This is a genomic window from Burkholderia sp. BE17 (assembly GCF_009362305.1).
Taxonomy (GTDB): domain Bacteria; phylum Pseudomonadota; class Gammaproteobacteria; order Burkholderiales; family Burkholderiaceae; genus Burkholderia; species Burkholderia pyrrocinia_C.
On record NZ_WHNU01000040.1, the window covers coordinates 78,178 to 96,025 of the forward strand.

Sequence of the window (17,848 nt, forward strand, 5' to 3'; positions counted from 1 at the left end):
GAGGGACTTATTCCCCAAAGGGCCTCACTGCAAGGCGGAGAACCTTGAGCGGCCCCGCGTTTTCTTGAGAGCCCCGCGCATCACGGCCACTGCCGCCGCGCATGCAATACGCGGAGGATCTCCACGATGCAGTCGGCCGGCCGGATGCGATACACGAGCACGTAGTTCGGCGCGACCGCCAACTCGCGCGTGCCCGCCACGCGCCCTTGCCGATACAGCTCGGCGCGCGCGGGCAACGCCGCGGCCCGCTCCTCCAGCCGCTCGTCCAGCTCGAGCGCGGCCAGCGGGTCGTCCCGGCCGATGTAGTCCATGATCGCGGCGCGGTCCTCGCGCGCCTTCGGATGCCAATGCAGCGCGAGGGTCAAGCAGCATTACCCCGCTTGCCTGCGATCCGTTGACGCAGCGCGGCACGGCGCGACGCAAACTCTGCGCTGACCTCGGCATCGGGAATCGACGGGCGCGGATCGTCCAGCGCCTGCTGCACCTGCTCGCGAAACCAGCGGTCGTGGACAGCCGCTTCATGGGCCGCTTTCAGCGCGGCCGCACGATCGGCCCGGGTGGCCCGGCCGGCTGCATCCGGGTCGAAATCCGACGCGTCCACATCGAACCGGCTGATGCCTATTTCGCGCAGAAACCCGACCAGCGTTTCAAAACGGCGGAACACGCGCACGTCGCCGCGCTTGGCCGACAGGAGCCGCTCGCTTGCGCCGCAACGGGCCGAAACGGCCCAGCCGTTGCCGCGGCCGATCACACGCGCGGCGCGCACGGCGCCGGCCTCGACGAGCTGGACGAGCGTCTTTTGATCGATCGTTTCGGTTGCCATGATGGATTCTCGATACCGTTAGTCATCCCGGGAAATTTTACTATTGAATGGCCTCCCGGTTTATTGTTACTTGGGAGGTGCGACATCGACGATCGAGACCCGCATTCGCCTCGACATCCGCAGCCCTCACTCTTCCCTGTCGAGCAATCACGCACAAGTCACCCTTTCGGCCAACCGCATCCGGTCAACACGGGCGACGCGCCGTCCGGATCACCCCGTGTTCCGACACTTTTCACCGGCCGGCGTACCGGCGACCCGCCGACAGGCGTAAACTGTACGTCCCGCTACCCAGGGAGACGGCAGCCCATGTCGCATTCCAAGGATCTCGAGCCGCGCGCCACCACCGGTGCGCGACTGCTCGTCGATGCGTTGCTCGCCAATCACGTCGAACGCGTGTTCTGCGTGCCGGGCGAGAGTTTCCTCGCCGTACTCGATGCGCTGGCGGACGACACCGCGCGCATCCAGACGGTCGTCTGCCGCCACGAGGCGGCCGCCGCGAACATGGCCGAAGCCGTCGGCAAGCTGACCGGCCGGCCCGGCATCGCGTTCGTCACGCGCGGGCCCGGCGCGACGCATGCGTCGATCGGCGTGCACACGGCATTCCAGGATTCGACGCCGATGATCCTGTTCGTCGGCCAGTGCGCGCGCGAGCACCTCGACCGCGAAGCCTTCCAGGAAATCGACTACCGCCGGATGTTCGGCCAGATGGCGAAATGGGTCGCGCAGATCGACGACCCGCGCCGCATCCCCGAATACCTGAGCCACGCGTTCCACGTCGCGATGTCGGGCCGGCCCGGCCCGGTCGTGCTCGCGCTGCCGGAAGACGTGCTGTCCGAAGCGTGCGCGCCGCAGCCCGTCGTGCCGGCCGCGAAACGCATCGCCGCTGCACCGGCGACCGCACAGATCGACGAGCTGCGCGAGCGGCTCGCGCGCGCGGAACGGCCGCTCGCGATCGTCGGCGGCAGCGGCTGGACGCCCGACGCGTGCGCGAACCTGCGCACCTTCGTCGAGCGCTGGCAACTGCCGGTCGCGTGCGCGTTCCGTTACCAGGACACGATCGACAACGCGCACCCGAACTATGCGGGCGACGTCGGGCTCGGGATCAACCCCGCGCTCGCGAAGCGCATCCGCGACGCCGACCTGCTGCTCGTGATCGGGCCGCGCCTCGGTGAAGCGACGACCGGCGGCTACACGCTGCTCGACATCCCGAAGACGCGCCAGACGCTGATCCACGTGCACCAGGGCGCGGACGAACTCGGCCGCGTGTATGCGGCCGACCTGCCGATCGTGTCGGGAATGCCCGAGATCGCCGCGCCGCTCGCCGCGCTCGAACCGCCCGAGCACCCCGCGTGGGCCGGCGCGGCCGCCGACGCGCATCGCGCGTACCGCGAATGGCACGCGCCGCTGCCGATGCCCGGCGACGTCCAGCTCGGCGACGTGATGGTGCAGTTGCGCGAGCGCCTGCCGCACGACGCGATCCTGACCAACGGCGCCGGCAACTATGCGATCTGGCTGCATCGCCACTTCGCGTACCGGCATTTCCGCTCGCAGCTCGCGCCGACGAGCGGCGCGATGGGCTACGGCATCCCGGCCGCGCTCGCCGCGAAGTCGCTGTACCCGTCGCGGGCCGTCGTCGCGCTCGCGGGCGACGGCTGCTTCATGATGGCCGGCAACGAACTCGCGACCGCGATGCAGTACGGGCTGAACATCGTCGCGATCGTCGTCAACAACGGGCATTTCGGCACGATCCGTATGCATCAGGAGCGCAACTACCCGGGCCGCGTGCACGGCACGGGGCTCACGAATCCCGATTTCGCCGCGTATGCGCGCGCGTTCGGCGCGCATGGCGAGACGGTGGAGCGCACCGCCGATTTCGCACCCGCGCTCGAGCGCGCGCTGACCTGCGGGCTGCCCGCGCTGATCGAGATCCGCATCCCGCAGGACGCCAGCACGCCGGCCGCTACGCTAGAACAGATCCGCGAGCAGGGCCGCCGCGCGCGCGGCGGATGACGGTGGAAATGCGCACCGCGCCGCCCGTCGTCGCGCTGTCGCACGACGACGCGCTCGTGCTCCCCGGCACGCTGCTCGCGCCCGACGGCATGCTCGTCGCGCCGTACGACGTCGAGCACGGCGATGCCCGCGCCGTCGGCCACGTGCCGGCCGCGGCCGCGCTCGGGCTGCTGCACGCCGCGCACCGGCCGTTCCGGCTCGACTACGACGGCGCGCGGCATGTGCACGTGATCAACGGGATGGGCGTCACGCTCGGCGATTCGGTGATCGGGCTGACCGCGCTCGCCGCGCTGCGCGCAGCGCACGCGGGCCTGCATTTCACGCTGTACCGGCCGGCCCGCACGCCGCGCTATGTCGACGCGCTGTATGCGCTCGCGGCCGACGTCGTCGCGCCGTCGCGCACGCTGCCGTGCGCCGTCGAAGCGCTGCCCGCGGACGCGCCGTGCATCGACGTCGGCAATCACCTGTACTGGCCCGCGTTCGCGCGGCTGCCGATGATCGATTTCTTCCTCGACGCGCTCGGCGCCGACCCGGCCGCCGTGCCGGCCGCCGCGAAGCGCAACCGCTGGCTCGCGCGGCTGCCGCTGCCCGCGCTGCCGGCCGCATGGCAGCGGCCGTACGTGCTGTTCTGCCCGAGTGCGAGCACCGCGGTGCGCAGCGTGCCGCTCGCGCTGCGCGCGGCGTTCGTGGAACGGCTCGCGCAACGCTACGGACTGCCGGTGGCCGGGTTCGGGCCCGTTGCGCATCCGGCCTACACCGACGTGAGCGGCGACTCGGCCGACACCGCGCACTTCATTGCATGGATCAAGGGTGCAAGCCTGCTGTTCGCGCCCGACACGGCCGCGCTGCATCTCGCCGACGGTTTCGACGTGCCGACGCTCGCGTGTTTCACGACGATCGAGCCGGCGCTGCGCGTGCGCGACTATCCGCATTGCGTGCCGGTCGCGCTCGACGTGCCGGCCGAATTGCGCGGGCTGCATCGCAGCGAGCGGCCGGACGATCTTGCGGCGGTCGAAGCCGCGTATCGCGCGATCGACTGGGACGGGCTTCCGTGGCCCGAGCCGCGTGAAGCGGCAGCGACCACCGGATAACGGAACAGCGCGCGGCAGCCAGCCGGAACGCCGGCGCCGCAGTCATCACCCCGCCGCGACCGTCGCCGCGCGATCGCGCAGCGTCTCCGACGGCCGCTTGCCGAACAGCCGCCGGTAATCGGTCGCGAACTGACTGAGATGCCAGAAGCCCCACGCCTCCGCGACGTCCTGCACCGAGCCGGCCGCGCGGCCGCACAGATCGCGCCGCGCGCCGTTCAGCCGCAGCGTGCGCAGATAGGTCGCGGGCGCCATCCCGAGCACGTCCTGGAAGCAGTACTGCAGCGTGCGCCGGCTCACGTGCAACTGCTCGCACAGCTCGGGCACGCCAACCGGGCGCGTGCGGTGCGCGAGCACGTAGTCGCGCGCCTGCCCGACGATCCAGCGTCGCGTCGACGGCGCGCGGCCGGCACCGTCGTCGCCCGGTTGCGCGCACGCATCGAACAGCGCGGCCAGCACCTCGGCCTGCAGGTCGTCGCGCTGCGCATCGGGCAGCGGGCCGGCCACGGCCACCGCACCATCCAGCCGGCGGCCGAGCAGCGCGCACAGGCGCGCGAGCCGCGCATCGCCGACCTGCATCACGCGCTGCGTGAACAGCCGCTCGTCTAGCGCGCAACGTTCGACCTCCTCCGCATAGCGGCGCAGCACGTCGCCGCGCACGACGACGCCGTAGATCGAGAACTGCGCGGGTGTCAGCAGTTCGAATTCGACGTTGCCGGGCCGGAACGCGAGCGCGCCGGGCCCGATGCGGCATGCGTCGACGCGCGCCGTGCCGTCGCACACGAGCGGGATGCCGAACCAGTACGCATCGCCGCGCACCTCGCATGCCTGGCGCAGCAGGTGGCTCGTCGATTCGCGAAACAGCTTCATCGTGTCGAGCGGCAGCTCGGTCAGCGTGCCGACGAAGCGGCCGGCCGCGAGCTGGTCGTAGGTCTGCCGCCAGCCGATCAGGTTGCGCGCCTGCTCGTCAGCGTCGTGCGCGACGCTGACGACGGCCTGCCCGGCCAGCGCGTCGTCGCCCTGCGCGTTGCGACGCGTGTCTTCGGCCGTCGGTTCTTCGATACTCGCCACGTGTTGATCCATCGTGTTCTCCTTCGCCTGCCCGGAACCGCACCTGTCACGCAAGTCCCGTGCCGAACCGCGCGGCCCGGCGCACAACCCGTCATTTCACGCTACCCGGCCGGCGCGCGCGATACGGGCGCACCCGAAGGCGGCGTGCCACGCACGCCGCCGGTGCGATCCGCGCTGCGACCGCGCATATCCGCCGCCGCCACCGGCTACCGAATACCGGCTACCCGGCCGGCTTCAGCCGCACGACCCGCGTGCCGCAGTTGCCGTACGCCTGCGCGACCGTCAGGTCGACGATCGCGCTGCCAACCGGCCAGGGCGCCGCGTCCGCTTCGGGCAAGTCGGCACGCAGCGTCGCGCGGCCGTTGATCCGGTAGCGGATGCCGCGCACGAAATCGATGAACAGCAACCCGACCCCGCTGCCGTCGCACGCTGTCGCGTCGATCCGGCCGTCGCGGTGTGCGGGCAACGCGAACCGCAGCGTCTTCGTGTCGATCACGCGGACGACGGGCAGCAGCTCGCCGTTCGCGTCGCGCAGGCTCTGCACGATGTCGCACGTCACGGCTGCACGTCCGCCACATGCGGTGCCGACGAACATGAACGGCTGCGATTCGACGAACTGCCGCACGCCGATGCTCACGCGCGTCGTGACGACGCCGCTCATCCGCTCGGCTTCGTCAGCCACGCCGAAGCGGTGCTGCGCGTCGAGTTCGCCCGCGTGGAATACGGGGTGGCGTGGAAAGGATCGGGGCAGCTCTGCCATGCTGGTTTTCGTTACACGCATCGGCGCACCGTGCCGCCGCGAACACGCGGCTGCCGGTATCGTTTCCGGCGTTGGCCGCGACGATGCGCGGCCAACGCCGGGGGACGGATGTCGAAGTCGAAAATGGCGAAGTGCCGGATGGCCAGGTGGCCAGGTGGCCAGGTGGCCGGATAGCCGATAGCCGATAGCCGATAGCCGATAGCCGATAGCCGATAGCCGATAGCCAGCGTATCGCACCCGCGCGTGAGCCGCGCGACGGCCGGGCAACCGTCGCCCGCCCGTCGAACCTTCTACGCAGCCCGCATCACGCGCGTCACCGTCGAACACCGGCAACCGTACCGGCCGGCGCTCCTTTGCCAACCGGCCGGCCCCGGCGCTTCGCCACTGCCTTGACGATCAGATCAGAAGAACCCGAGCGCCTCGGCCTGGTAGCTCACCAGCAGGCACTTCGTCTGCTGATAGTTCGACAGCGCCATCTTGTGCGTCTCGCGACCGATCCCCGACTGCTTGTAACCACCGAACGCCGCGTGCGCCGGGTACAGGTGATAGCAGTTGGTCCACACGCGGCCGGCTTCGATCTCGCGGCCCATCCGGTACGCACGCGTGCCGTCGCGCGTCCACACGCCCGCGCCGAGCCCGTAGAACGTGTCGTTCGCGAGTTCGATCGCTTCCTGCTCGTCCTTGAACGTCATCACCGACGCAACCGGCCCGAAGATTTCCTCCTGGAACACGCGCATCTTGTTGTTGCCGAGCAGCATCGTCGGCTTCACGTAGTAGCCCGTGCCGAGTTCGGCGGCCGGCGCCGTGCGTTCGCCGCCCGTCAGGCATTGCGCGCCTTCGCCGCGGCCGATGTCGATGTACGACAGGATCTTGTCGAGCTGCTGCTGCGACGCCTGCGCGCCGATCATCGTCTGCAGGTCGAGCGGGTGACCGGACTTGATGCGCTCGACGCGCGCGACGGCCTTCTCGATGAAGCGTTCGTAGATCGATTCCTGGATCAGGATGCGCGACGGGCACGTGCACACTTCGCCCTGGTTCAGCGCGAACATCGCGAGCCCTTCGAGCGCCTTGTCGAGGTACGCGTCTTCCTGATCGAGCACGTCGGCGAAGAAGATGTTCGGGCTCTTGCCGCCCAGTTCGACCGTCGACGGGATCAGGCTCTCGGCCGCCGCGCGCAGGATGTGCTTGCCGACCGGCGTCGAGCCCGTGAACGCGATCTTCGCGATCCGCTTGCTGGTCGCGAGCGCTTCGCCCGCTTCCTTGCCGAAGCCGTTCACGATATTGATCGTGCCGGCCGGGAACAGGTCGCCGATCAGTTCCATCAGCACCAGTACCGACGCGGGCGTCTGCTCGGCCGGCTTCATCACGACGCAGCAGCCGGCCGCGAGCGCGGGCGCGAGCTTCCACGCGGCCATCAGCAGCGGGAAGTTCCACGGGATGATCTGGCCGACGACGCCGAGCGGCTCGTGGAAGTGGTACGCGACGGTGTTGTCGTCGATTTCGGAGATGCCGCCTTCCTGCGCGCGGATGCAACCCGCGAAGTAGCGGAAGTGGTCGACCGCGAGCGGCAGGTCGGCCGCCATCGTCTCGCGCAGCGGCTTGCCGTTGTCGATCGTCTCGGCCACGGCCAGCAGCTTCAGGTTCTTTTCCATCCGGTCGGCGGCGGCGAGCAGCAGGTTCGCGCGCTCGGCCACGGACGTCTTGCCCCACTTGCGGCGCGCGGCATGCGCGGCGTCCAGCGCCAGCTCGATATCGTCGGCGCCCGAGCGCGGAATGCGGCAGAACGGCTGGCCGTTGATCGGCGACACGTTCTCGAAATACTCGCCCTTCACCGGCGCCACCCACTTGCCGCCGATGTAGTTGTCGTACTGCTGACGGTACGGGTATTCGACGTCGAGGCCCAGTTGTTTCAGGTCAAACGGGTTCATACATGTCTCCTGTTCATCGTGCTTGTGTAAGTACAGCGCCGGTTGGATCGCGCTGCATCGGTTTACGCAACATGCGTGCCAAACGGACGGGAGCAAAAGGAAAGCACGACGACCACGGCCGGCACGGGTGCGCGCCGCGCCGTGTTCACGCACGCAGCACGGCGGGTGTGTCGATTCGGAACACCGCGACTGCGCAGCGGGGTAGCCGGTGTTCTGAATTTCCACAGCGGCTGTGCCGGACGACACAGGCATGCGGGCCACGACGCGTGGCATGTCGCTTGCGTGCGAATCGCGCATCCCATCCACATGCGGCGGCGTTCGCGCCGGCCGACACCATGAGCGACCCGCCCCCCCTGACCGACGACGCCGTCGCGTTCATCCGCGAGCAGGCGTTCCTGATCGTCGCGACCGCCGACGCGACGGGCGACAGCGACTGCTCGTACCGCGGCCGCCAGCCGCGCGCCGACGGCGCGTTCGAGCCGCTCGTCGACATCCCCGACCGCCGCACGCTCGTGCTGCCCGACTTCGCGGGCAACAATCTGTTCAACACGATCGGCAACCTGCTCGTGAATCCGGCCATCGCGCTGCTGTTCGTCGATTTCGTGCGCCAGACGACCTGGCTCGTGCAGGGCCGCGCGACGATCGACGAGGATGCGGGAAGCCGCGCGCATCTGTGGCCCGACGCGCGGCGCTATGTGGTGATCGAGGTGGAGCACGCGCGGGTGCGCGCGGATGCGGCGCTGCCGCCGCTCGTGCTGGCGTGATGTGATGCGTTTGGCGGATCGTCAGCGTGCGAAGGCGGTGGTGCAGCACTGCACGGGCGCTCCGGCTGCCATCGCCAAAGCCCCACGCGCGATGACGCGACGCTCAACGCGCAGATGCGGTGATGCAGCACTGCACGGGGGCTCCGGCCGCCATCGCCAAAGCACCCATGCGTGACGACGCGACGCTCAACGCCCGTGCGTCTCCGCACAGGCCGGTTCGATCCGGCTGCGCGCCGGCGCGTCCGCATGCGCATGCCCGTCCGCGTCGTCGCCCGCTTCAGCCGCCGACCGCCCGCCGAGAAACACGAACACCACCACCGCGCACAGCACCGTGACGACGGCCAACCCGGTCAGCAGCCGGTCGAACGCATGCGTATAACTCGCGAGCAGCGCCGCATGGCCGACGCCCGGCAACGCAGCAGCCGCGCCCGCGAGATCGCCGGTCGCGAGCCGCGCGGCCGCACGCAGCGTCGCGTCGGACGTGCCGGCTGCGCCGGCCGCCTGCCGCAGCCCCGTCTGCGCGAGCGCGGCCAGCACCGCGCCGACGATCGCGAGCGCGATCCCCTCGCCGGCCACGCGCGTCGTGCTGAAGATCCCCGTCGCCATTCCCGCGCGCTCCTTCGGCACGACACTCACCGACAGCCCGTCCATCAGCCCCCACGGCATCCCGGCGCCAATCCCGATCGCGAGCATCGGCGCGATCGCCGCCGGCCCCGCGCCGCCGCGCAGCGCTTCACCCAGCCACACGAGCCCGCCCGCCGCGACCAGCAGCCCGAGCGCCGAGATCACGCCGGCCGACAGCCAGCGCGTGAGCGTCGCCGCGGCGAACGGCACGACGAGCATCGGCGCGGAGATCGCGAGCATCAGCCAGCCGGCGTCGATCTCGCTGAAGCCGTCGATGCCGATGAAGCGCAGCGGCAGCACGACGAGCAGCACGATGTAGCAGCAGCAGGTCGATATCGGCAGCACCTGCACGCCGACGAAGCGCGCGATGCGGAACAGCGACAGGTCGAGCATCGGCCGCGCGACGCGCGTCTCGATCGTCACGAATGCGCACGCGCCGAACGCCGCGCCGGCCAGCAGCACGATCACGAGCGCGCTGGTCCAGCCGCGCGCGGGCGCCTCGATCACGCCGAACGTGAACAGCGTCAGCGCGGCTGTGAACGCGGCCGTGCCGGGCCAGTCGAGCCCGGTCGCGTGCGGGTCGCGCGACTCGCGCATGCGCGGCAGCCCGAATGCGAGCGACAGCACGCCGGCCACCGCGCTCGTGACGAAGATCGCGCGCCAGCCGTAATGCCCGATCAGGCCGCCGGCCAGCACGGGCCCGAACGCGAGCCCGATGCCGAAGGTCGTGCCGAGCAGGCTGAACGCGCGCGTGCGCGCCGCGCCGTCGAACTCCTGCGCGAGCGCGGCCGTGCCGCCCGCGAGCGCCGCGGCCGCCGCCAGCCCTTGCGCGGCGCGCAGCAGGTCGACCGCGAGCATCGACGGCGCGAACGCGAGCGCAACCGACATCAGCGTGAAACCGCCGACGCCGATCGCGAACAGCCGCTTGCGGCCGAACTGGTCGGCCAGCGCGCCGGCCGCCATCAGGAAACTGCCGAACGCGAGCATGAACGCGTTGGTGATCCAGTTCATCGCGACCGTGCCGCCATGCAGGTCGCGGCCGATCGCCGGCGTCGCGACCGCGCCGCCCGAAAACGACAGCGGCAGCGCGACGGCGGCCATGCAGACGGCGGCCAGCACCCACGCGCGCCGCCGCGCGGAATCCGCCGATACGGCTGAAAACGGATGATCCATCATCGCTCCTCGAAACGCCGGCGCGGATGCGCCGTCAGAGCGACAGAAGATAAATCCGATTCAATCCGCGAAAAACCACGCGAAGTTCCAGATATAACGGACTAGAATTCCGCAATTCACTCGGCCGCGCCCGTCGGCGCATGCACCTCGATTCGATGGAAAACCTGACCGGCATCGTCGCCTTCGTCCGCACCGCCGAAGCGCTGAGCTTCGTCGCGGCCGGCCGCGCGCTCGGCATCTCGGCGTCGGCGGTAGGCAAGACGATCGCGAAACTCGAGCAGTCGCTCGGTGTGCGCCTGTTCAACCGCACGACGCGGCGCGTCACGCTCACCGAAGAGGGGCGGCACTTCTACGAACGCTGCCAGCGGATCCTCGAGGATTTCCGCGATGCGGAAGCGACCGTGACGGCATCGGCGCAGCGCCCACGCGGCAAGCTGCGCGTGAGCCTGCCGGTGATCGGCTACCGCTTCCTGCTGCCCGTGCTGCCCGAGTTCCGGCAGCGTTATCCGGACGTCGAGCTCGATCTCGACTTCAACGACCGGATGGTCGATGTCGTCGAAGGTGGCTTCGATGCGGTGATCCGCAGCGGCCCGCTGTCGGATTCGAGCCTGATGTCGCGGCGGCTCGGCCCGTTCGCATTCGTGCTGTGCGCGACGCCCGCGTATCTCGCGCAGGCCGGCACGCCGCACACGCCGCGCGATCTCGAAGCGCACGACTGCGTGCGCTACTGCTTCCCGACCACCGGCAAGCTGCAGGACTGGGCGCTCGCGGCCGACGACGGCACGCCGCTGAAGCTGCGCACCGCGATGACCTGCAACAACATGGAAGCGCTGCGCGGCACGGTGCTCGCGGGGCTCGGCATCGGCTACATGCCCGATTTCCTCGCGCGCGACGCGCTCGAACACGGCGCGCTCGTCACGGTGCTCGACGACTTCCGGATCGCACCGGGGCAGTTCTCGATCGTGTGGCCGTCGAGCCGGCAGTTGTCGCCGAAGCTGCGCGTGTTCGTCGATTTCCTGTGCGAGCGGCTGTTCAGGTAGCTGCCCCGCACGCAGTCGCCCGCCGCGCTGTCATGCCCCGATCCGCTCCGCTTCCGCCTGCGGCAACAGCGCGTCGCTGTCGTCCTTCAGCCCGACGCCGGTCAGCCCGAGCCTGCGCGCATGCGTCATCAGGTAATGCAGCTTGTGCGCGGCGGCTGCGTGCGGCAGCCCTTCGGGCCGCACGTTCGAGATGCAGTTGCGCAGCGCGTCGTGGCAGCCGACCTTCGGCGCCCACGTCAGGTACACGCCGAGGCTGTCCGGCGAACTGAGCCCCGGCCGTTCGCCGATCAGCATCGCAACCACCTTCGCGCGCAGCAGCTCGCCGATCTCGTCGCCGAGCGCAACGCGCGCCTGCTTCGCGACCACCACCGGGCCGATCCGCCAGCCGTCCGCGTCGAGCCTCGGGCGCACCGCCTGCAGCAGCGGCAGCGCCTGCTTCGCGGCCGCGAACGCCGACAGCCCGTCGCCGACCACGAACACGACGTCGGGCGCATCGTCGAGCGCCGCGCCGTAACCCGCGAGCAGCCCGCGGCTGTCATCGGAAAGCTTGCGGCCGAGATCGGGCCGGCGCAGATAGTGGTCGCGGTCCGGCGCGGCGCTCTGCACGCCGAGCGTCGGCAGCAGGCCGGCCGCCTCGATCTCGCGCCGCAGCGCGTCCGCGTCGAGCGGCTGGTGCACGGCATCGCGCGCCTGCGCGTGCGACAGGTTGAAGGCCAGCAGCGGCGCGGTCGGCAGGCTGTTGCCCGCGCGGCCGAGCGCGATCCGCGCGTTCGTGAACGACTTCAACTGGCCCCACGGATTCTTTTCGACGGCATCGCTCATGCTGACAACCCCATCCAGTCGTTCGCGCCGGCCAGAAGCGGCACGCGGGCCGACGCGGCGCGCAGCGCGCCGTGCGCATCGGCGATCTCCATCGTCTCCAGCCACTCCTCGAACTCCGGCGCGCGCCGCAGGCCGAGCACCTCGCGCACATAGAGCTGGTCGTGGAACGACGTGCTCTGGTAGTTCAGCATCACGTCGTCCGCGCCCGGAATCCCCATGATGAAGTTGATGCCGGCCGCGCCGAGCAGCGTCAGCAAGGTATCCATGTCGTCCTGGTCGGCTTCCGCGTGGTTCGTGTAGCAGATGTCGCAGCCCATCGGCACGCCGAGCAGCTTGCCGCAGAAGTGATCCTCGAGCCCCGCGCGGATGATCTGCTTGCCGTCGTACAGGTATTCGGGCCCGATGAAGCCGACCACCGTGTTCACGAGGAACGGCTCGAACTTGCGCGCGACCGCATACGCGCGCACTTCGCAGGTCTGCTGGTCGACGCCGTGATGCGCGTTCGCCGACAACGCGCTGCCCTGGCCCGTCTCGAAGTACATGAGATTGTTGCCGACGGTGCCGCGCTTCAGCGACAACGCGGCCTCGCGCGCCTCGCCGAGCAGCGCGAGCGAGATTCCGAAACTCGCGTTCGCCTTCTCGGTGCCCGCGATCGACTGGAACACGAGATCGACCGGCGCGCCCTTCTCGATCGCCGCGATCGTGTTGGTCACGTGCGTGAGCACGCACGACTGCGTCGGCACGCCGTAGCGTTCGCGGAACCCGTCGATCATCGCGAGCAGCTTCACGATCGCCGCGAGGCTGTCGGTCGCCGGGTTGATGCCGATCATCGCGTCGCCGCAGCCGTACATCAGCCCGTCGAGCATCGACGCGGCGATCCCCTTCACGTCGTCGGTCGGGTGGTTCGGCTGCAGCCGCACCGACATCCGGCCGGCGAGCCCGACCGTGTTGCGAAAGCGCGTGACCACGCGACGCTTGCGCGCGGCCGCGATCAGGTCCTGGTTGCGCATCAACTTCGACACGGCCGCGACCATCTCCGGCGTGAGGCCCGGCGCGATCCGTTCGAGCGCCGCGCCGTCGGCCGCGGGCGACAGCAGCCAGTTGCGGAAATCGCCGACGGTGAGATGCGAGATTTCCGCGAACGCGGCAGCGTCATGATCGTCGACGATGAGGCGCGTGACCTCGTCGTCTTCATACGGGATCACCGCTTCGTTCAGGAACGCCTTCAGCGGCACACCCGCGAGCGCGATCTTCGCGGCGACGCGCTCCTCCTCGCTCGCCGCCGCGACGCCGGCGAGCTGGTCGCCGGAACGCAGCGGGCTCGCCTTCGCGAGCAGCGTCTTCAGGTCCGCGAAGCGGTACGTGCGCGGACCGATCGTCTCCGTGTAGGACATCGTGCGAGTCTCCTTGCCAAAAGCCGACGGCGCGCCCGTTCGACAGGGCGCGCCGGATGCCGTCAGGAACGGCCGTTCACCGTCGCCATGCTCATTCCTCCAGCAGCGCGTCGCCGGGCGCACTCTCGCGCTGCGAACGGGTCGCGAGGAAGTACGCGTAGCCGATCGCGAGAAAGCCCAGGAACACCAGCGCGACCAGCCCGTTGAAGTACACCATCGTACCGAGACAGATCACCGCCGCGAGAATCGCGAATGCCGGGAAGATCGGGTACATCGGTGCGCGGAACGGCCGCGCCATGTTCGGCTGCGAGCGGCGCAGCTTGAACAGCGACGCCATGCTCACGATATACATCACGATCGCGCCGAACACCGACATCGTCACGATGTTCGCGGTCAGCGTCTGCCCGCCGAACTGGATCAGCTCGTCGCTGTAGATCGCCGCGATGCCGACCACGCCGCCCGCGAGAATCGCGCGATGCGGGGTCTTGAAGCGCGGATGCACCTTCCCGAGCCACTCCGGCAGGTAGCCTTCGCGGGCCAGCGCGAAGATCTGGCGCGAATAGCCGAGAATGATCCCGTGGAACGACGCGACCAGACCGAACAGCCCCAGCCACACGAGCATGTGCATCCAGCCGCTGTTCGCGCCGACGATGTACTTCATCGCCTGCGGCAACGGGTCGTTGATGTTCGCGAGCTTGGTCCAGTCGCCCGCGCCGCCGGCGAACACCATCACGCCGATTGCGAGCGCGACGAGGGTCAGGATCCCGGCCACGTAGGCGATCGGAATCGAGCGCTTCGGGTTCTTCGCTTCCTCGGCGGCCATCGCGACGCCTTCGATCGCGAGGAAGAACCAGATCGCGAACGGGATCGCCGCGAACATCCCGTGGAATGCGCCGACGCTGAAATGATCGGCGCCCGACCAGCCGCCCTTCATGAAGTTGCTCCACGCGAAGCCCGGCGACACGACGCCCATGAACACCAGCAGCTCGAAGATCGCGAGCAGCGTGACGACCAGCTCGAACGTCGCGGCGATCTGCACGCCGACGATGTTCAGCGCCATGAACACGAGATACGCGCCCATCGCCGCGTGTTTCGGTTCGAGCCCCGGAAACTGCACGTGCAGGTACGCGCCGATCGCGAGCGCGATCGCGGGCGGCGCGAACACGAACTCGACGAGCGTCGCGGCGCCGGCGAGATAACCGCCGGTCGGGCCGAACGCGCGGCGCGCATACGCGAACGGGCCGCCTGCATGCGGGATCGACGTCGTCAGTTCGGTGAAGCTGAAAATGAAGGTCGTGTACATCGCCGCGACGAACAGCGCGGTGACGACGAAGCCCAGCGTACCGGCGCTCGCCCAGCCATAGCTCCAGCCGAAGTATTCGCCGGAAATCACGAGGCCGACCGCGATGCCCCACAGTTGCCAGGTCCCGAGCGTCTGCTGCAGCGCGGGCTGGCCGGACGACTTGGCGCCGGCGGCGGGCCGGCCATTCGACTCTGCTTTCATCGGACTCTCTCCTCAAAGGCGCCGGGCCCGATGGCCTGCGCGACTGAGAATCGATGCTAGAGAGTCATTAAACGACGTGTTATCGAAATTCGGCAAAGATCGCGGCTGACATTTCGCTGACGGAAACGCCAGCCGCGGTCGTCGCGCGTGCCATCCGGCCGCACGAAGCGGCCGGGTCCCCCACGCTTACTGGCCGCCGCTGCGCTGGTTGAACCAGCGGTCGAGCAGCTTGCCGGCCGCTTCGCGGCCGCCGAGGCCGAACGACAGCGCGACGGCCACCGCGATCGCGCCGAGCACGAGGCCGAACGCGAGCTGGACGATCTCGTTCGCGATACCCATCGCGCGCAGCCCCATCGCGAACACGAGGCCGAGGATCGCGAATTGCGCGATGCGCGCGAACAGCACGCTGTGCTCGCGATCGGCCTGCTCGATCACGCGGCGCGCGAGGCCCGCGAGCCACACGCCGATCACGAGGATCACGCCGCCCATCAGCACGTGGCCGCCGAATTCGATGAACAGCGTGACGACGTCGCGCACCTGCGAGAAACCGAGCCGGTTCGCGGCTTCGACCGACGCGAACAGCATCGCGAAGAACACGATCAGCCGCGCGACCAGCACCGACGGCTGCAGGATCCCCGAGAACACGCGCTCGACGCCGAGCACGGCCGGCAGCCCGTCGACGCCGGCGGCTTCCAGCAGCTTCTGCGCGAGCGACGCGACGAAGCGCGCGAAGTAGAACGTGACGAGCACGATCATGATCGCCGCGACGATGTCCGGCACCGCGCCGAGGAACTGGTTCAGCATGTTGGTCGCCGGGCCCGAGATCGCGTCGATCTTCAGCGCGTCGAGCGCGGAGATCAGCGTCGGCACGAACACGAACACGTAGACGATCGTGCCGACCAGGCTCGACACGCGCACCGGCGTCGGGCTGTCGAGACGCTGCGTGAGGCGATCGGCGCCGGCGGCGACGAGCAGGTTCGTCACGAGGCCGCGCAGCACGCGCGCGACGACCCAGCCGACGAAGCCGATCACCGCGGCCGCGAACAGGTTCGGCACGATCGCGAGCAGCTTGTCGACCATCCCCTGCACCGGCGACAGCAGGCCCGACAGCGCGAACGACGCGAGGATCGCCGGCAGGAACATCAGGATCACGAGCCAGAACAACACGTCGCCGAGGTAGCCGCTCATCGGCTGCATGCCCGCGCCTTCGGACAGCTTGTCGTCGATCTTGCTGGCCTTCAGTGCGCGGTTCGCGAGGCTGCGCAGCAGCGACGCGATCAGCCACGCGATCAGCGTCAGCGCCGCGCCGCCGATCAGGTTCGGCAGGTAGTTGACGATGTGCGTGACGAGCAGCGAGAACGGATTGGAGACCGCGTACAGGTTGAGCACGTTGAAGATGCCCACCGCGGTGACGAGCAGCACGAGCCAGAACAGGCCGCCAGCGATGATCCGCTCGACGTACGCGCCCTGGCCGGTGCTTTCGTTGATCCGCTGATCGACCTTCAGCGCGCCGAGCAGGCGCAGCGCGCCGGCCCGCGCCACCACCGCGATCAGCCAGCCGATCACCAGGATGCCGATCGCGCCGGCGATCTTCGGCAGATATCCGCCTAGCGTGGTCTGCAGCGACGTGATGAAGCTGGAAGCATCCATTTCTTGTTCTCCCGAAAACGTGGCGTTGCGATTGAACATCGACGAACTACCTGCGTACTTCGAATGGCGTGCGTTGCCGTCTGAACAACTTACCCGAGAAAAATGACGTCTTCACCCGATTTCACCGTCTTTAACTTTAGACATAGATCGCAGGGGGACAAGACCCCATTTCGGCAAATAAAAAGGGGCGGATTTGTCGGCCGCTACGCATTTCCGCAAGATTTATCCGTTCGGGCCGTGCTACCGTGGCTTCGGTTCTTGTCCGGACACGCCGATGACAGTCGAAACGAAAACCGGCAAACCCGCGTGGATCCGCTATACGGCCAGCGTGGCGCGCGTCCACGAATACATCCGCGCGCACCTCGACGGCCCGCTCGACCTGAACCGGCTCGCCGAGGTCGCGTGCCTGTCGCCGTATCACTGGCAGCGCGTCTATCGCGCGCTGTACGGCGAGTCGATCGTGCTGACGGTGCGGCGGATGCGGATCGTGCGTGCGTCCGAGGATCTCGTCTGCACGGCGCGGCCGCTCGACGAGATCGCGCGGCGCGCGGGCTACGGCTCGACGCACGCGTTCGCACGGGCGTTTCGCGACGCATACGGCGTGCCGCCCGCGCAGCATCGACGCACGGGCGTTCACCGGCCCATCTATCCGCTACAGAGAGGAGAGGAAGACATGTTCAAGCATGAAGTCGAGATCCGGCGCCTGCCGGAACTGCACGGCTACGCGGTGGCGCACACTGGCGCGTACATGAAGGTCGGCGACGCGTTCGCGCGGATCGGCGCGTGGGTCGGGCAACACGGGCTGATCGGCCCGGGCGCGAAGATGATCGGCATTTTCTACGACGATCCGGACACGACGCCGGAACCGCAGTTGCGCGCGAAGGCCTGCTTCATCCCGGCCGACGGTGCGCCGGACGTCGAGCCGGTGCCGCCCGTCGAACGCGCGACGGTAGCGGGCGGCGAATACGCGGTGCTGCTGCATACGGGGCCGTATGCGGACCTGAAGACGGCCTACCAGTGGCTCTACGGCGACTGGCTGCGTCACTCGGGCCGCGAAGCCGCCGACGCGCCGCCGTTCGAGCTGTACCTCAACACGCCGATGGACGCGGCGCCGGCCGACCTGCGCACCGAGATTTACCTGCCGCTGCGCTGATCGAAGGGCTGGGGTGCTGGTGCTGGGGTGCTGGGGTGCTGGGG

Annotated in this window: 15 protein-coding genes; 5 read left to right on the plus strand and 10 right to left on the minus strand. The window is 69.2% G+C overall.

The features are described 5' to 3' along the window. Positions 1-80: 80 nt before the first annotated feature. Positions 81-365, minus strand: a complete 285-nt coding sequence (locus tag GD429_RS29900) for a type II toxin-antitoxin system RelE/ParE family toxin (RefSeq protein ID WP_152862445.1) — start codon at positions 363-365, stop codon at positions 81-83. Then, on the minus strand, positions 362-823 hold the full coding sequence (locus GD429_RS29905; protein WP_152862447.1) for a hypothetical protein: 462 nt from the start codon (positions 821-823) through the stop codon (positions 362-364). Before GD429_RS29905 ends, GD429_RS29900 begins: the two co-directional genes overlap by 4 nt. Positions 824-1,129: 306 nt before the next feature. On the opposite strand from GD429_RS29905, the gene GD429_RS29910 reads away from it, so the two are divergent. Both GD429_RS29910 and GD429_RS29915 read left to right on the plus strand, forming a co-directional pair. After that, positions 1,130-2,833 (plus strand): thiamine pyrophosphate-binding protein, encoded by a 1,704-nt coding sequence (locus GD429_RS29910; protein ID WP_152862449.1) that lies wholly within the window; start codon positions 1,130-1,132, stop codon positions 2,831-2,833. Then, positions 2,830-3,924 carry an ADP-heptose--LPS heptosyltransferase gene (locus tag GD429_RS29915; RefSeq protein ID WP_152862451.1) on the plus strand — a complete coding sequence of 365 codons (1,095 nt, stop codon included), beginning with the start codon at positions 2,830-2,832 and terminating at the stop codon, positions 3,922-3,924. The genes GD429_RS29910 and GD429_RS29915 overlap by 4 nt, the downstream gene beginning before the upstream one ends. Positions 3,925-3,969: 45 nt before the next feature. Here GD429_RS29915 and GD429_RS29920 read toward each other — a convergent pair whose 3' ends face one another. From GD429_RS29920 to GD429_RS29930, 3 genes are all read right to left on the minus strand, one after another. Then, positions 3,970-5,004 carry a helix-turn-helix domain-containing protein gene (locus GD429_RS29920; protein WP_152862453.1) on the minus strand — a complete coding sequence of 345 codons (1,035 nt, stop codon included), beginning with the start codon at positions 5,002-5,004 and terminating at the stop codon, positions 3,970-3,972. A 208-nt stretch (positions 5,005-5,212) separates the two neighbouring features. Further along, positions 5,213-5,752, minus strand: coding sequence for a hypothetical protein (locus tag GD429_RS29925; RefSeq protein ID WP_152862455.1), 540 nt, complete (start codon positions 5,750-5,752; stop codon positions 5,213-5,215). 401 nt (positions 5,753-6,153) lie between these two features. After that, complete coding sequence (locus GD429_RS29930; RefSeq protein WP_152862457.1) at positions 6,154-7,680, minus strand: aldehyde dehydrogenase family protein; 1,527 nt, start codon at positions 7,678-7,680, stop codon at positions 6,154-6,156. Positions 7,681-8,015: 335 nt separating this feature from the next. On the opposite strand from GD429_RS29930, the gene GD429_RS29935 reads away from it, so the two are divergent. Continuing rightward, on the plus strand, positions 8,016-8,444 hold the full coding sequence (locus tag GD429_RS29935; RefSeq protein ID WP_152862459.1) for a pyridoxamine 5'-phosphate oxidase family protein: 429 nt from the start codon (positions 8,016-8,018) through the stop codon (positions 8,442-8,444). Positions 8,445-8,630: 186 nt separating this feature from the next. Here GD429_RS29935 and GD429_RS29940 read toward each other — a convergent pair whose 3' ends face one another. After that, entirely contained in the window at positions 8,631-10,241 is a 1,611-nt protein-coding gene (locus GD429_RS29940) for an MFS transporter (protein ID WP_152862461.1), read from the minus strand. Between the two features lie 155 nt (positions 10,242-10,396). Between GD429_RS29940 and GD429_RS29945 the strand changes: the two genes are divergently transcribed. After that, positions 10,397-11,281, plus strand: a complete 885-nt coding sequence (locus tag GD429_RS29945; RefSeq protein WP_152862489.1) for a LysR family transcriptional regulator — start codon at positions 10,397-10,399, stop codon at positions 11,279-11,281. A 30-nt stretch (positions 11,282-11,311) separates the two neighbouring features. On the opposite strand, the gene eutC is transcribed toward GD429_RS29945, so the two are convergent. From eutC to GD429_RS29965, 4 genes are all read right to left on the minus strand, one after another. Then, complete coding sequence (eutC, locus tag GD429_RS29950; protein WP_152862463.1) at positions 11,312-12,103, minus strand: ethanolamine ammonia-lyase subunit EutC; 792 nt, start codon at positions 12,101-12,103, stop codon at positions 11,312-11,314. After that, on the minus strand, positions 12,100-13,497 hold the full coding sequence (locus GD429_RS29955; protein WP_034183858.1) for an ethanolamine ammonia-lyase subunit EutB: 1,398 nt from the start codon (positions 13,495-13,497) through the stop codon (positions 12,100-12,102). The genes eutC and GD429_RS29955 overlap by 4 nt, the downstream gene beginning before the upstream one ends. Before the next feature lie 91 nt (positions 13,498-13,588). Continuing rightward, on the minus strand, positions 13,589-15,001 hold the full coding sequence (gene eat, locus GD429_RS29960) for an ethanolamine permease (protein WP_152862465.1): 1,413 nt from the start codon (positions 14,999-15,001) through the stop codon (positions 13,589-13,591). A gap of 186 nt (positions 15,002-15,187) precedes the next feature. Further along, on the minus strand, positions 15,188-16,651 hold the full coding sequence (locus GD429_RS29965; RefSeq protein WP_152862467.1) for a mechanosensitive ion channel: 1,464 nt from the start codon (positions 16,649-16,651) through the stop codon (positions 15,188-15,190). 274 nt (positions 16,652-16,925) lie between these two features. On the opposite strand from GD429_RS29965, the gene GD429_RS29970 reads away from it, so the two are divergent. Beyond that, positions 16,926-17,804 carry an AraC family transcriptional regulator gene (locus tag GD429_RS29970; protein ID WP_152862469.1) on the plus strand — a complete coding sequence of 293 codons (879 nt, stop codon included), beginning with the start codon at positions 16,926-16,928 and terminating at the stop codon, positions 17,802-17,804. Positions 17,805-17,848 lie beyond the last annotated feature (44 nt).

Coding starts and splice junctions, on each gene's coding strand:
- GD429_RS29965 (WP_152862467.1), bottom strand. CDS start 16,651: ATGGATGCTTCCAGCTTCATCACGTCGCTGCAGACCACGCTAGGCGGA.
- GD429_RS29940 (WP_152862461.1), bottom strand. CDS start 10,241: ATGGATCATCCGTTTTCAGCCGTATCGGCGGATTCCGCGCGGCGGCGC.
- GD429_RS29910 (WP_152862449.1), top strand. CDS start 1,130: ATGTCGCATTCCAAGGATCTCGAGCCGCGCGCCACCACCGGTGCGCGA.
- GD429_RS29905 (WP_152862447.1), bottom strand. CDS start 823: ATGGCAACCGAAACGATCGATCAAAAGACGCTCGTCCAGCTCGTCGAG.
- GD429_RS29935 (WP_152862459.1), top strand. CDS start 8,016: ATGAGCGACCCGCCCCCCCTGACCGACGACGCCGTCGCGTTCATCCGC.
- GD429_RS29915 (WP_152862451.1), top strand. CDS start 2,830: ATGACGGTGGAAATGCGCACCGCGCCGCCCGTCGTCGCGCTGTCGCAC.
- eutC (WP_152862463.1), bottom strand. CDS start 12,103: ATGAGCGATGCCGTCGAAAAGAATCCGTGGGGCCAGTTGAAGTCGTTC.
- GD429_RS29945 (WP_152862489.1), top strand. CDS start 10,397: ATGGAAAACCTGACCGGCATCGTCGCCTTCGTCCGCACCGCCGAAGCG.
- GD429_RS29930 (WP_152862457.1), bottom strand. CDS start 7,680: ATGAACCCGTTTGACCTGAAACAACTGGGCCTCGACGTCGAATACCCG.
- GD429_RS29970 (WP_152862469.1), top strand. CDS start 16,926: ATGACAGTCGAAACGAAAACCGGCAAACCCGCGTGGATCCGCTATACG.
- eat (WP_152862465.1), bottom strand. CDS start 15,001: ATGAAAGCAGAGTCGAATGGCCGGCCCGCCGCCGGCGCCAAGTCGTCC.
- GD429_RS29955 (WP_034183858.1), bottom strand. CDS start 13,497: ATGTCCTACACGGAGACGATCGGTCCGCGCACGTACCGCTTCGCGGAC.
- GD429_RS29920 (WP_152862453.1), bottom strand. CDS start 5,004: ATGGATCAACACGTGGCGAGTATCGAAGAACCGACGGCCGAAGACACG.
- GD429_RS29925 (WP_152862455.1), bottom strand. CDS start 5,752: ATGGCAGAGCTGCCCCGATCCTTTCCACGCCACCCCGTATTCCACGCG.